Below are 13,728 nucleotides of genomic sequence, written 5' to 3'. Positions count from 1 at the left end.
AGGGGAAGGTTATTTAAATGAAACATCGCTATTTACCGATGACAGAACAAGATCAAAAAGAAATGCTATCAGCAATCGGGGTTTCTAAAGTTGATGAACTTTTTAGTGATATTCCGGAAAGTGTTCGTTTTCAAGGCGAATATAACATTAAACAAGCAAAATCAGAACCTGCTTTATTAAAGGAATTAACGAAACTAGCAGGTCGAAATGCAGATTTAAAAAGCTATAGTTCATTTCTAGGAGCAGGTGTGTATGATCATTATGCGCCAATTATTGTGGATCACGTGATTGCTCGTTCAGAATTTTACACAGCGTATACACCATATCAGCCTGAAATTTCACAAGGAGAGCTGCAAGCAATCTTTGAATTTCAAACGATGATTACTGAGTTAACAGGTATGGATGTGGCCAATTCTTCGATGTATGATGGCGGGACAGCTTTGGCTGAAGCAGCGATGTTAAGCGCAGGTCAAACACGTCGTAAAAAAATCCTTCTTTCAACAACTGTTCATCCAGAGGCAAGAGATGTGGTAAAAACATATGCAAAAGGACAACATGTTGAAGTAATCGAAGTTCCTTACAAAGATGGTGTAACAGATGTAGCGGCGCTTAAGGAATTGATAACAGATGAAGTTGCTGGTGTGATTGTTCAATATCCAAACTTTTTCGGTCGAATTGAACCATTAAAAGAAATAGAAGAAATCGTTCATAGTGTGAAATCGATGTTCATTGTATCCAGCAATCCGCTTGCGTTAGGAGCGTTAACTCCTCCAGGTCAATTAGGAGCTGATATTGTGACAGGAGATGCACAGCCATTTGGTATTCCATCTTCGTTTGGTGGACCTCATTGCGGGTATTTTGCTGTTACAAATAAGCTTGTTCGTAAAGTGCCAGGTCGACTTGTCGGTCAAACGGTTGATGAGAATGGTAAGCGCGGATTTGTGTTAACACTTCAAGCGCGTGAACAGCATATTCGTCGTGATAAAGCAACGTCTAATATTTGTTCTAACCAAGCTTTAAATGCATTGGCAGCGTCTGTTGCTATGACTGCTCTCGGCAAAAAAGGTGTAAAAGAAATGGCCGTTCAAAATATCCAAAAAGCTCATTATGCGAAACAAGTACTCAAGCAAAAAGGATTTGAAGTGGTCTTTGATGGTCCTTCATTTAATGAGTTTGTGGTGAAACTGCCTGCTTCTTATCAAGAAACGAACGATCGATTGTTTGAACAGGGAATCATCGGAGGCTATGACTTAGGAAGCAGCTATCCAGAATTACAGAATCATATGCTTGTCGCTGTAACAGAGCTTAGAACGAAAGAAGAAATTGATGCATTTGCTAATGAATTGGGGGATCATCATGAATAATCAAGACCAATCGTTAATTTTTGAAATCAGTACACCAGGTCGTATTGGTTATAGTTTACCAGAGATGGATGTAACAGAAGTTTCATTAGATGATATTTTACCTGCAGAATATATTCGTGCTGAAGAAGCGGAATTGCCTGAAGTATCAGAACTTGATATTATGCGTCATTATACGGCTCTTTCTAAGCGAAATCATGGTGTAGATTCAGGGTTTTATCCACTAGGTTCTTGTACGATGAAATATAATCCAAAAATTAATGAAAATGTTGCTCGTTTAAATGGATTTGCTCATATTCATCCGTACCAAGAAGCGAAAACGGTTCAAGGGGCTCTAGAGTTGATGTATGACTTGCAAGAGCATTTAATTGAAATTACTGGAATGGATCAAGTCACGTTACAGCCGGCCGCTGGAGCGCATGGTGAATGGACGGGATTAATGATGATTCGTGCTTACCATGAAGCAAATGGAGATACAGGTCGTACAAAAGTTATCGTACCAGACTCAGCTCATGGTACAAATCCAGCTTCTGCAACGGTTGCAGGTCTTGAAACGGTTACGGTGAAATCTGATGAAAACGGCTTAGTTGATTTAGATGATTTAAAGCGTGTAGTAGGTGCTGATACAGCTGCATTAATGCTGACGAACCCAAATACACTTGGCTTATTTGAGGAAAGCATTTTAGACATTGCGAAAATTGTGCATGATGCTGGCGGGAAAGTGTATTATGATGGAGCGAACTTAAATGCTGTGTTATCGAAAGCTCGTCCAGGAGATATGGGCTTCGATGTGGTTCATTTAAATCTTCATAAAACATTTACAGGTCCGCATGGAGGCGGTGGCCCTGGCTCAGGTCCAGTTGGTGTAAAAGAGGATTTAATTCCGTTTTTACCTAAGCCAATTGTTACAAAACAAGGGGATCAATATGTATTAGATTATGACCGACCACAATCTATCGGTCGTGTAAAACCTTACTATGGAAACTTTGGTATTAATGTCCGTGCGTATACGTATATTCGCTCAATGGGGCCGGATGGTCTTAAAGCGGTTACGGAAAATGCTGTTATTAATGCGAATTATATGATGCGTCGCCTAGCTCCTTTCTATGATCTTCCTTACGATCGTCATTGTAAGCATGAATTCGTGCTCAGCGGTCGTCGTCAAAAGAAACTAGGTGTACGTACGCTGGATATCGCGAAAAGGCTGCTTGATTTCGGCTACCATCCGCCAACTATTTACTTCCCATTGAATGTGGAAGAAGGAATGATGATTGAGCCAACAGAAACGGAATCAAAGGAAACGCTGGATGCTTTTATTGATGCGATGATTCAAATTGCGAAAGAAGCAGAGGAATCACCAGAAATCGTGCAAGAAGCTCCGCACACAACGGTAGTTAAACGTTTAGATGAAACACTTGCTGCTCGAAAACCTGTGTTACGTTATCAAAAATAATTATGAAAAAATCCCTGCTTTTATATAAAGTAGGGATTTTTTTATGCAGAATAAGTTTCTTAGCTTTTCTTTTTAATTTTACCGGTCCACATTTTGAACCCGCCTTTTAAATGATATAGTTCTTTATACCCTTTTTTCTTTAGTAAAAGAGCTGCTCGACCGCTTACAATTTCGCTTTGTGCATATAAATATACAGGCTTGTCCGGTCTAATTTCTACAAGGCGCGTTTTTAGTTGAGTTAGCGGGATATTTCTTGCTCCTAAAATATGACCATTTTCAAAGTCATTTGGCTCGCGTACATCAATTAGCTGTACTTTACGATATCCTGCAATGAATTCTTCTTGTGTAAGAGCTGTAACAGCCCGTTTTTGGCGAAACCATGTAATTAGGGAATAAGCAACAACAATTACAATGAAGATGAGCAGTGAATATAAAAACTCCAAACGTAAAACTCCTTTCTACACTAAGCAACATACAGACATCTCTTATTATATAGTTGCACCAGTTAATAATCAAAATAAATTTTAACAAAGAAAAAAGGAGTCTTACATACAGAAAGATTAAGAAATCAAGAGAAAAAAATATTTTTATTTTTCCAGTAGAGCGAACAGGAGTTTCTACTTTCCTTGAGAGACCTAGGTTGAAAATACATAATGAAATTGCAAGTTTGAAATTTATCGAAATATCTCCAAAAATAATTAAAAATCAATCCTATTCTCCTTTTTTCTACACAAATTAAGCCTTTTGACGTTTGACAAAAATAAAAAAATCAGAAGGGGACACAATATGTAGTATAGAAAATAATTAAGTGTATACTATATGTTGATTAAAAAGAATGCGTATGATAGATTTATATTACTGCTTAATGAAACGGCAATGTATGGGCTACATACACATTTCTACAGCAAGAAGAGGTTCAAGAATTTGTAATAATAAGGAGAGGACAATATGTCGGTTGTTTTAAATTCCACTTCAAAGGTTAATGTCGAAAGGTTGAATAAGGATATTTCTTTATTTGCTCCCGTTCACCCGATTACACCTGATATGAAGATGACACATAAAGGGGTTTCACGCCTTGTAATGATTGATCGCTACTCATTTAAGGACACAGAGAAAGTGACATTAACTGAGGGCGATTTCGTTGTGTTAACGATTAAAGAGGATCCTAAATTCCCTGCACGAGGCTTAGGATTTATCGTAAGCATTGACTGGGAGGCGAAAAAGGCCCGAGTGTTAGTGGAAGAAGAATTCCGCGGTGTGTTAGATAAACCGGAGGAAGTGGAAACAGGCATCGTTAACCGACCGTTAGATGTCATTGAGAAACCACTTGAAATTTTCTATGAGCAAATTGCGAAACGTAATGCTGCAGGCCTAGCTTCTGTTGAAGAAACAGAGGAAAAGAGACAAGAGTGGTTTGAGAAATTTTATCGTGAATTGAAAGAGTTAAATTTTGTTCCTGCAGGACGTGTATTATATGGAGCGGGAGCGGATACAGATGTCACATACTTTAACTGTTACGTAATGCCATTTGTACCGGATTCTCGTGAAGGAATTTCTGAGCACCGTAAGCAAGTGATGGAAATCATGAGCCGAGGCGGTGGTGTTGGAACAAATGGTTCTACACTTCGTCCACGAAATACACTTGCAAAAGGTGTAAATGGGAAATCATCAGGTTCTGTATCATGGTTAGATGACATTGCGAAGTTGACGCATCTTGTGGAGCAAGGCGGGTCAAGACGTGGTAGAGTAGCATAAGTGTGCCTCGTCTATAAATAAACCTCGTGAATTGCTGGGAACTCTTTATTGGTGATGTTAAAAACGTCCCACATGACTTGCTGGCTACAACGTAACTGGAAACGGTAAGCGTGAAAGCTTAAAAACAGCAAGTGGAAAAAGACAATCAGCAGCCAAGCTCCTTTAATATGGAGAAGGTTCAACGACCATCGAAAACACGCTGAAATGCGGAAGTTAGTAGAGTAGGAGTCAAGCGACTCCGAAGTGCGAGGGCATCTAGTTTAGATGTAAGATATGGTCTGAACTCTATGGTGACATAGAGCGTTAGTTTAGCGAACTAACATAACAAATTGGCGCAGATGATTATGCTTTCGGACTGGCATCCAGATATCATTGAATTCATTATTTCAAAAATGCAAAACCCACGCATTCTTCGTTATTTAGTGGAAAACACAAAGGACGAAACGATTAAAAAATATGCGTTAGATAAATTGAAATTTACACCGCTAACAGAACAAGAAGAAGCGATGTACCAAGGAATTGTGAATTATAAACAAATTCCTGGTTTAGGCGGTTTTAACGAGAAAATCATTAAAGAAGCAGAAACGAAATTACGCACAGGCGGCAATTACAGCGTTCATAATTCTGAGTTCTTAACGGGGGCTAATATTTCCGTTTGTTTAACGAATGAATTTATGGAAGCTGTTGAAAACGATGATTTCTACGATCTTCGTTTCCCAGATGTGGAAAGCTACGATGCAGATGAAATGGCTCAATACAACGCAGAATGGCATAATGTCGGCGATGTACGCGAGTGGCAAAAGTTAGGCCATAAAGTACGTGTATATCGTAAAATTCGCGCTAAAGAGCTTTGGAACTTAATTAATATTTGTGCAACATATTCAGCAGAACCAGGGATTTTCTTCATTGATAATGCGAATGAAATGACAAACGCTAAAGCGTATGGACAGCAAGTTGTTGCTACGAACCCGTGTGGTGGACTTCGCCTCACGTTAAAAATTGCGGGATAAAGCGGGAAGGCTGAGATGCTAATCCGAACCGAAGGCTGAGGGTAAAGCTTTAGTCAGGGGCAACGCATACCCGGTGATCCTACAAAGGTAGACTATAATCTGGGCACGAGACCGCAACATTACACACTGAATAAAACCTTAAGTGTGTAATGAAAATGTATGCTGAACTTACAGAAATTCAACTGTAAGAACTAGGGGATAAAAAGCCTTTAGGATAACAAAATTGGAACAACCACTAGCGCCATTCTCCGTTTGTAACTTAGCAGCGGTTAACCTTGCTGAAATGGCAGATAAAGATACAAAAACAGTGAATTTTGAAAAGCTGAAACGTACGGTTGAAGTCGGCGTTAGAATGCAAGATAACGTTATTAATGCTACACCTTATTTCCTTGATGAAAATAAAAAGCAAGCACTTGGTGAAAGACGTGTTGGCTTAGGTGTTATGGGACTTCATGACTTACTTATTTATTGTGAAACAGAGTACGGTTCTGAAGAAGGTAATGTATTAGTTGATAAAGTGTTTGAAACAATTGCAACGACTGCTTACCGTGCTTCTGTAGAGCTTGCTAAAGAAAAAGGAAGCTTCCCATTCCTTGTTGGTGAAACGGAAGAGGAAACTATGGAATTACGTAAACGATTCACTCAAACAGGCTTCATGAAGAAGATGCCAGAAGATATTCGCGAAAGCATTATTGAATCAGGTATTCGCAATTCGCATCTATTGACAGTTGCTCCTACTGGTAGTACAGGAACAATGGTCGGAGTATCAACAGGTCTTGAACCATACTTCTCATTTACTTATTTCCGAAGCGGACGTTTAGGGAAGTTTATTGAAGTAAAAGCAGATATCGTTCAAGAATATTTAGATCGTCATCCAGAAACGGATGCAAACGAGCTTCCAAAATGGTTTATTTCAGCGATGGAACTAACACCGGAAGCACATGCGGATGTTCAATGTATTATTCAACGCTGGATTGACAGCTCAATTAGTAAAACGGTGAATGCGCCAAAAGGTTATACAGTGGATCAAGTACAAAAAGTATATGAGCGCTTATACAAAGGCGGAGCAAAAGGCGGTACAGTGTATGTAGATGGCAGCCGTGATAGCCAAGTATTAACGCTGAAAGCTGAAGAAAATCAGCTGGATGAAGAAGTCCAAACAGAGGAAAAACCTGCAGATGAGAAAAAAGTTGTATTAGTTGATACAATTAACGAACTTCGCTCAACGAATGTAACAATTGGTTCTGAAGTGGGCAATACTTGTCCGGTTTGTCGAAAAGGAGAAGTAAAAGATATTGGCGGCTGCAATACATGTACAAACTGTGGTGCACAATTAAAGTGTGGACTATAAGAATATGATTCGTAAAAAGCCGATTAGAGAGACATCCCTCTAATCGGCTTTTTCATGTATTAACACCTAACCTAAGGCTTTAAAATCACTTTTATACAATCATCTTGTTTATTGTTAAAGATTGTGTAACCATGCGCGGCTTCCTCTAGTGGAAGCTTATGCGTAATAATAGCAGTTGGATCAATTTTCCCTTTTACAATTTGTTCATATAGGGTTGGCATATAGCTGCGAGCATGAGTTTGTCCCATTTTTAATGTAATATTTCGAGTGAAGAATGGCCCTAATGGAAACATATTATATAATCCACCATAAACTCCTGTGAGCTGTACAGTCCCGCATTTTTTTACGGCTTTTGTGGCGATTTGTATAGGCCCGAATGTTCCTCCTTGCAGCTTTAATTTTTGTTCGACATATTCAAGAGGTGATTTTTACGATTACATCTTGAGAATGGTTATTTTTGGATCGTCTACTTCTTTTACAGCGACAGAATATTTTCCTTGGTATGTTACAGTTTTCATAAGTAGGTAGTGCCTCCTAAGTGAAGTATAATCATTCGTCTTAATTGAAAAAGAGTAAACCAAAGCAGTTTACTCTTTAAGAAAATTCTTTAGTTTAGCCTAATAAATTAAGTGGACAAAGTGAAACAGACGATTTATCCTTTTATTCCTTGAAGCCATTCTTGATAACATTCATCGCATAATGTTTCATCTCTATGTTCATCAGTAACGTGGAACGTTACATGATGAATTCCATTTTCTTGAATATCATTTGTGCAATAAAAGCATTTTTCACTCATTATAATTTCCCTCCATAAAAAGTAAGTGTTAGTAGTTTGAGACGCTAGAGCGTTTTTTATGCAGATATAGTGAGAGGGATTTGAAAGAAAATATTTTCATAAATGCTTTGGTGGATTTATTGAGATGAGGGATACATGTTTTAGAGGATATTATCATTAGTAGTGATGTTTAAAATGCTTTGAAAGCAATGAAGATGTAAGATTAGCCTTGTGTATAAATAGAATACATGGTGAAAAAACTATCCTTGATTTTCAATTTAAATAATAAGGAGTTTTTTCATGGAGAATAATCTTTCATACGGAAGTGATTATAAATATATTCCTGCAACATCAATTGGTAGCGGCATTGGTATAGAGGTGTTGCAGGATTTGTTTTGTTATACAGTGCAAATCGTCAATATTATTTTAGTTGGTCATCCTAACACGAAAGAATTTGTATTAGTAGATGCGGGGATGCCTGAATCTGCTGATAAAATTATTGAGATGGTTGAGGAGCGTTTTGGGGAGAATAGCCGGCCTAAAGCTATTGTTCTAACACATGGTCATTTTGATCATGTAGGGGCTATTATTGAGTTGGTCAAGCATTGGGATGTCCCTGTATATGCTCATGAATTAGAGTTACCTTATCTAACCGGAAAAATGAGTTATCCTAAACCGGACCCGACTGTAGAGGGTGGGATGATTGCTAAAATGTCACCGATGTTTCCTAATGAGCCGATTAATTTAGGGAATCAAGTAGAAGCGCTTCCTGCTGATGGAAGTGTTCCTTATATGGCTGGATTCCGTTGGATTCATACACCTGGGCACACCCCCGGTCACGTATCTTTTTTTAGAGAGGAAGATAGGGCTTTAATTGCCGGAGATGCATTTGTTACGGTAAGGCAGGAATTTCTTTATAAAGTACTAACACAAGAGCAAGAAATTAGCGGTCCTCCTAGATATTTTACGCCGGATTGGGCAGCAGCACGAGATTCTGTAAGGAAATTAGAAGCTTTAAAACCGTCTGTAGCTATAACAGGCCATGGTTTACCTATGGCTGGTGAGTTATTAACAGAAAGTTTGCAAAAGCTTGCACGCGAATTTAATCGTATGGCTATTCCGGATTACGGCAGGTTTATTAATAAAAACATCCATTGAATCAACTGCTTTTTTATTACAGTCTTGTTTTACATAGTTTATTCTTATAAAAGAAAGATCCCTGCTCGTGTGAAAACGCAGCTTCACACGAGCAGGGGCCCTCAATCGTTTTATTAACAATTTTATTTAATACATCCAAAGGAGAAACAAAGGTTTCAGTCCCCTATGAGTGAGCTTAGTTGAAACGTTTATGACTTAGTTGTCCTCGTATTAAACTGTCATAATTTCATTCCCCCTAGATTAAAAATGTAGAGAGCATCTAGGGGAGGTCAATTATGATTATTGATGGGGTTTTTTCTGGAGGCGGTATTAAAGGATTTGGTCTAGTTGGTGGACTGCAAGTTTTAGAAGAGAAAGGATATACGTTTCAAAGAACAGCTGGAACGAGTGCAGGCTCGATTATAGCAGCGTTAGTAGTTGCTGGCTATTCAAGTAAACAAATTGAGGAACTCTTTCGGAAAATAGATACCGATGATTTGTTAGATCGTCGGCGCGGTTGGTCACAACTTCCCTTTGCTAAATGGTTACTTCTTTATTGGAAGTTAGGTTTATATAAGGGAGATGCGTTAGAAGCTTGGGTTGCGGAGCAACTTAAGATGAAAGGAGTAGTCACTTTTCAAGACGTTCCACCAAACTCTTTACGAATTATCACTTCAGACATTACGAACGGTCGTTTAGTCGTCCTACCCAATGATTTAAGTCATTACGGGATTGAATCACAATCCTTCTCAGTTGCAAAAGCGGTGCGAATGAGTTGTAGCGTACCTTATTTCTTTGAACCTGTAAAAATTAAAACAGGGAATCAAACAAATGTATTTGTCGACGGCGGTGTTCTTAGTAATTTTCCGATGTGGTTATTTAACACAGATCGTGGAACAAGAGAAAGACCGGTTGTCGGTTTGAAGCTAACAGGTGATGAAGTGGGGAAGCCTCATGAGGTAGATAATCCAGTTGAAATGTTTACAGCCTTGTTTAAAACGATGACAAATGCTCATGATTCTCGTTATATTTCTAAAAAACATGTAGACAATATTGCCTTTATTCCAATGAAGGGGATCTCTGGTTTAGATTTTAAGTTGAATGAGGAAAAGAAGGATGAACTAATTCAAAGAGGTCGAGTGTATACAGCTGAATTTTTAAAAAAGTGGAAATATTGAGGAAAAGAAAAAATCGGGCTGTTAAAAGGAAACCCGATTTTTTTTCTTATTTTTTTTGCCTTCAATAACGGTTAATTGTACATCTGACTTCCTACGAGCTTTTAGTTTATATAGTGATTTAGCAGAGGACATCTTTGCTACATTATTTTGTTTCGGTTTTATTGTGCGTTCTTTCGTTCGTTTTTTAGACTGCCGAACAGCTTTTCTAAAAGCACGTTGCTCTTTTGGATTGGCTTTTCCTTGTATTAATCGAAAAATGAGATAAAAAATCCCTGCAAAGACGGCTAGCATGGCAAGTTGTTTTAAAAAGCCAATCGTGTTTGTCGTAAGCTGACTGATTAAACCGAGTACACCAAGGGCGATGACACCATAAATGACACAGGATACTATACGATTCAACAAAGACACCTCCATATGAGCATCATAAGCTAATATAGCTTGTTTTAAACACTGTTTTTTTACAAATTTTAGAATAAATTATTAAATATATTTATTCTAGACAAGGTTGTTTGATTCTAAACCTTGTTCGGTCTCTCTCTCTAGGCGTAATAATTCATTGAATGAGGCGAGAGCGACTTCTACTTGATCATCAGTTGGTTCTTTTGTTGTTAACAGCTGAAGCCATAATCCAGGATAACCTAGGAAATGGAGGAAAGGAATGTTTCTTACTTTATTCGTCAGTTGTAATACTTCAAAAGCTACTCCAAGTACAACTGGGATGAGCAGAATTCGATTGACAACTCTTACCCATAGTGGATCGGTTGGTACGAGTAAATAGACAAACATTCCAACGATAACAGTGAATAAGATAAAGCTACTGCCACAGCGATAATGGAGACGAGAACTTGTTTGAACATTAGCTATAGTTAATTCCTTGCCTGCTTCAAAGCAATTAATAACTTTGTGTTCAGCACCATGATATTGGAAGACTCGCTTAATCATAGGGGTCATAGAGACAATATAAATATAACCGAGTAATAATATAAGTTTGAAAATGCTTTCTATAATAATTTGTTCGACATCGCTTTGGAAAATTGGTCTTGTCAGTTCAGCAAGGAAGACTGGAATGAGCGTAAATAATAATTTTCCAAATAAGAAGGACAGCACACCGATAACCGCGACCCCTAGCCATAAGCTTAGTTTGGAAGGCTCTTTTGTTTTTTTGGCTGTTTCATTATTTTCCAATTGCTCAGTGGAAAAATTTAAATGTTTAGAGCCTGTTGAACTTGCTTGAATAAGGGCAATAATTCCGCGTACAAAAGGTACTTTCTTTAAGGTATTCATCATAGGTGTTGATTCGCGTGGTAGATGATAGTACGCAATTGTTGAATCTGTGCGGCGAACAGCGGTTACAGTATGACGTTTACCTCCAAACATAACACCCTCTACAACTGCTTGCCCTCCATAAACTGGTTTTTGAACCTCAGACATTTCTACACCAACCTAACAGTAATTTCACGTTGTTTGTTCGTGATTGTTAATATAAGTTTTATATTTCCATCATACCGAAAAAAGTGAAAAACCTCTAGTATAACTCATGCGTTCGACATAAAAAAAGAAAATATTTCAAAAAAATCGAGGGCATACTACGTAATGGAGGTGTTTTTTATGTCAAATAACAAAAACCGATATTATACTAAAGGCACGGTTATGAAAGATGTATGGATTATCGGGCTGGTTGGCGGTATATTGGCAAGCTTACTTGGGATGGTGGTTCATTTTTTTCACTTTATGGAGTTTAGTCCGAATTTTATTTTAACATCATGGTCGAATCGACATTGGGTGAAGGCATGGCAAGGTTCATTAGTGACTGTTCTTTTGTTTGGGATTATATCCATTATCATTGCTTTTATATACTATGCGTTGTTTAAGAAAATGAAGAATATGATTGCCTATATACTATTTGGTATTCTTTGGTGGGTCATTCTTTTCTTTGTTTTTAGACCGATATTTAACGATTTACCATCTGTTGCAAAAATGTCTTCAGACTCCATTGTTACAAGTATGTGTATTTTTGCTCTATATGGTGTCTTTATCGGGTATTCTATTTCCTTTGAGTATCAAGAATATATGCATGAACAAAATAAACAAGGTGAACAAACTGAACCTCAGTCAAGCAGCTAAAAAATGGAGGAACACCTGAAATAAGTATGGTAAAATGATACTGCTCGGCATTTCAAAAAAGCAGGTGTGGAACATGACAAGAATTCTATTAATAAATGGACCGAATTTAAATCGCTTAGGAAAGCGTGAGCCAGCTCATTATGGAAGTGCGACACTTCGTGATGTAGAGGAAGGCTTACAAAAGCAAGCAGAAGCTTTGCAAGTTGAATTAAGTTGTTATCAGTCCAATTATGAAGGCGCAATTATTGATAAATTGCACTGGGCTGAGGACGAAGGGATCAATGGAATTATTATCAATCCAGGAGCCTATACGCATTATAGCTATGCGATTCGAGATGCCATTGCTGGTATCGATGTTCCTGTCGTTGAAGTACATATTTCTAATATCCATGCTAGAGAAAGTTTTAGACATCAATCCGTTACGGCACCCGTTACAGCTGGGCAAATTGTTGGCCTTGGCGTACAAGGATATAACTTAGCAATGCAGGCAATTGTAAACATTGCAAAGGGGAGAAGCTAAATGGAAAAACTAACTCGTTTACGTGAGGCTATGGAAAAAGTCAATGTGGATGGTTTACTCATTACAAGTTCTTATAATCGCCGATATATGACTGGTTTTACAGGAAGTGCAGGTGTTGTCTTAGTTTCCTTAAAAGAAGCAAAGTTCATTACAGATTTTCGTTATGTAGAACAAGCGGGCAAACAAGCACAAGGGTATAATATCATTCAACATAAAGGAACGCTTATTGAAGAAGTAGCTAAGCAAGTAAAAGAAATGAAAATTGAAAAGCTTGGTTTTGAGCAAGAGTATGTTACTTTTTCAGCTTATAAAACTTATGAAAACGCAGTTAGTGCTAAACTTGTCCCTATCTCGGGTATTATTGAGAATTTACGCTTGATTAAGACACCGTCAGAGATTAAGATATTAAAGGAAGCGGCTGGCGTTGCAGATCGAGCATTTACACATATTTTGGACTTTATCCGTCCGGGTATTACCGAGCTTGATGTTTCGAATGAGTTGGAGTTCTTTATGAGAAAAGAAGGAGCTACTTCGTCTTCTTTCGATACAATTGTTGCATCTGGGGTCCGTTCAGCGTTGCCACATGGTGTAGCTACAGATAAAATTATTGAAAAAGGCGACTTTGTTACATTAGACTATGGGGCATATTATAATGGATATGTGTCTGATATTACTCGAACAGTAGCAGTCGGTGAGCCGAGTGAAGAACTTGTAAAAATTTATGACATTGTTTTAGAAGCGCAACTTCGTGGAATGTCTGGCATTAAGCCGGGCATGACTGGTAAAGAAGCGGACGCATTAACTCGAAATTTCATTGTAGAAAAAGGGTATGGTGAATATTTTGGCCATTCAACTGGGCACGGAATTGGACTTGAGGTTCATGAAGGTCCAGCTTTATCGATGAAATCAGATACTATTTTGCAGTCAGGAATGATTGTCACGGTTGAACCAGGGATTTACTTACCTGGCGTTGGCGGTGTTCGGATTGAAGATGATACGATGATTACGATAGATAGCAATGAAGCACTGACCCATTCGACAAAAGAGTTAATTATTCTTTAAAC

11 protein-coding genes and 4 pseudogenes are annotated in these 13,728 nt (G+C 38.1%); 10 read left to right on the top strand and 5 right to left on the bottom strand.

The genetic code is table 11. The features are described from left to right. The first annotated feature begins 17 nt into the window (after window positions 1-17). Window positions 18-1,364, top strand: coding sequence for an aminomethyl-transferring glycine dehydrogenase subunit GcvPA (gene gcvPA / locus D1953_RS02235; protein WP_119115510.1), 1,347 nt, complete (start codon window positions 18-20; stop codon window positions 1,362-1,364). Next, window positions 1,357-2,814 (top strand): aminomethyl-transferring glycine dehydrogenase subunit GcvPB, encoded by a 1,458-nt coding sequence (gcvPB, locus tag D1953_RS02230; protein WP_119115509.1) that lies wholly within the window; start codon window positions 1,357-1,359, stop codon window positions 2,812-2,814. The genes gcvPA and gcvPB overlap by 8 nt, the downstream gene beginning before the upstream one ends. Window positions 2,815-2,873: 59 nt before the next feature. Here gcvPB and D1953_RS02225 read toward each other — a convergent pair whose 3' ends face one another. Next, entirely contained in the window at window positions 2,874-3,257 is a 384-nt protein-coding gene (locus D1953_RS02225) for a rhodanese-like domain-containing protein (RefSeq protein WP_119115508.1), read from the bottom strand. Window positions 3,258-3,762: 505 nt separating this feature from the next. Here D1953_RS02225 and D1953_RS02220 point away from each other — a divergent pair. The 3 pseudogenes from D1953_RS02220 to D1953_RS02210 form a co-directional block, all read left to right on the top strand. Continuing rightward, a pseudogene (locus D1953_RS02220) lies at window positions 3,763-4,557 on the top strand (ribonucleotide reductase N-terminal alpha domain-containing protein); the annotation flags it as partial. Between the two features lie 341 nt (window positions 4,558-4,898). Continuing rightward, window positions 4,899-5,546 (top strand): annotated as a pseudogene (locus D1953_RS02215) (vitamin B12-dependent ribonucleotide reductase); the annotation flags it as partial. 259 nt (window positions 5,547-5,805) lie between these two features. Beyond that, a pseudogene (locus D1953_RS02210) lies at window positions 5,806-6,930 on the top strand (hypothetical protein); the annotation flags it as partial. Between the two features lie 71 nt (window positions 6,931-7,001). Here D1953_RS02210 and D1953_RS02205 read toward each other — a convergent pair. Together D1953_RS02205 and D1953_RS21100 are read right to left on the bottom strand one after the other, a co-directional pair. After that, window positions 7,002-7,358: pseudogene (locus D1953_RS02205) on the bottom strand (glutathione-dependent formaldehyde dehydrogenase); the annotation flags it as partial. A 224-nt stretch (window positions 7,359-7,582) separates the two neighbouring features. Next, the gene (locus D1953_RS21100; RefSeq protein ID WP_182480471.1) at window positions 7,583-7,726 is read right to left on the bottom strand and encodes a hypothetical protein; all 144 of its coding nucleotides are present in this window, start codon (window positions 7,724-7,726) and stop codon (window positions 7,583-7,585) included. A 279-nt stretch (window positions 7,727-8,005) separates the two neighbouring features. Between D1953_RS21100 and D1953_RS02195 the strand changes: the two genes are divergently transcribed. Continuing rightward, a complete protein-coding gene (locus D1953_RS02195) occupies window positions 8,006-8,863 on the top strand; it encodes an MBL fold metallo-hydrolase (protein WP_119115504.1) in 858 nt (285 codons plus the stop codon). A gap of 275 nt (window positions 8,864-9,138) precedes the next feature. Continuing rightward, window positions 9,139-10,020: a patatin-like phospholipase family protein gene (locus tag D1953_RS02190; protein WP_119115503.1), complete on the top strand. Its 882-nt coding sequence runs from the start codon at window positions 9,139-9,141 to the stop codon at window positions 10,018-10,020. Between the two features lie 21 nt (window positions 10,021-10,041). On the opposite strand, the gene D1953_RS02185 is transcribed toward D1953_RS02190, so the two are convergent. Further along, a complete protein-coding gene (locus D1953_RS02185) occupies window positions 10,042-10,419 on the bottom strand; it encodes an SA1362 family protein (RefSeq protein ID WP_119115502.1) in 378 nt (125 codons plus the stop codon). Window positions 10,420-10,515: 96 nt separating this feature from the next. After that, entirely contained in the window at window positions 10,516-11,451 is a 936-nt protein-coding gene (locus D1953_RS02180) for a DUF1385 domain-containing protein (protein ID WP_119115501.1), read from the bottom strand. Between the two features lie 177 nt (window positions 11,452-11,628). Here D1953_RS02180 and D1953_RS02175 point away from each other — a divergent pair, with 177 nt between their 5' ends. The 3 genes from D1953_RS02175 to D1953_RS02165 all read left to right on the top strand — a co-directional run bounded on the left by D1953_RS02175 (window position 11,629) and on the right by D1953_RS02165 (window position 13,726). Further along, on the top strand, window positions 11,629-12,144 hold the full coding sequence (locus D1953_RS02175; RefSeq protein ID WP_182480470.1) for a YqhR family membrane protein: 516 nt from the start codon (window positions 11,629-11,631) through the stop codon (window positions 12,142-12,144). 73 nt (window positions 12,145-12,217) lie between these two features. Then, the gene (gene aroQ / locus D1953_RS02170) at window positions 12,218-12,664 is read left to right on the top strand and encodes a type II 3-dehydroquinate dehydratase (protein ID WP_119115636.1); all 447 of its coding nucleotides are present in this window, start codon (window positions 12,218-12,220) and stop codon (window positions 12,662-12,664) included. Further along, window positions 12,665-13,726, top strand: coding sequence for a M24 family metallopeptidase (locus tag D1953_RS02165; protein WP_119115499.1), 1,062 nt, complete (start codon window positions 12,665-12,667; stop codon window positions 13,724-13,726). It abuts the gene before it with no gap. The last annotated feature ends 2 nt before the right edge of the window (window positions 13,727-13,728 follow it).

Origin of the sequence: Peribacillus asahii (genome assembly GCF_003570725.1) — a bacterium.
Lineage (GTDB): Bacteria > Bacillota > Bacilli > Bacillales > DSM-1321 > Peribacillus > Peribacillus asahii.
The sequence above is the reverse complement of the archived record's forward strand: the minus strand, read 5'-3'. Positions and strand labels throughout refer to the sequence as shown.

What these genes read in the sequence shown, in the direction of transcription:
- gcvPA (WP_119115510.1), top strand. Translation starts at nt 18, where the DNA reads ATGAAACATCGCTATTTACCGATGACAGAACAAGATCAAAAAGAAATG.
- gcvPB (WP_119115509.1), top strand. Translation starts at nt 1,357, where the DNA reads ATGAATAATCAAGACCAATCGTTAATTTTTGAAATCAGTACACCAGGT.
- D1953_RS21100 (WP_182480471.1), bottom strand. Translation starts at nt 7,726, where the DNA reads ATGAGTGAAAAATGCTTTTATTGCACAAATGATATTCAAGAAAATGGA.
- D1953_RS02195 (WP_119115504.1), top strand. Translation starts at nt 8,006, where the DNA reads ATGGAGAATAATCTTTCATACGGAAGTGATTATAAATATATTCCTGCA.
- D1953_RS02190 (WP_119115503.1), top strand. Translation starts at nt 9,139, where the DNA reads ATGATTATTGATGGGGTTTTTTCTGGAGGCGGTATTAAAGGATTTGGT.
- D1953_RS02180 (WP_119115501.1), bottom strand. Translation starts at nt 11,451, where the DNA reads ATGTCTGAGGTTCAAAAACCAGTTTATGGAGGGCAAGCAGTTGTAGAG.
- D1953_RS02175 (WP_182480470.1), top strand. Translation starts at nt 11,629, where the DNA reads ATGTCAAATAACAAAAACCGATATTATACTAAAGGCACGGTTATGAAA.
- aroQ (WP_119115636.1), top strand. Translation starts at nt 12,218, where the DNA reads ATGACAAGAATTCTATTAATAAATGGACCGAATTTAAATCGCTTAGGA.
- D1953_RS02165 (WP_119115499.1), top strand. Translation starts at nt 12,665, where the DNA reads ATGGAAAAACTAACTCGTTTACGTGAGGCTATGGAAAAAGTCAATGTG.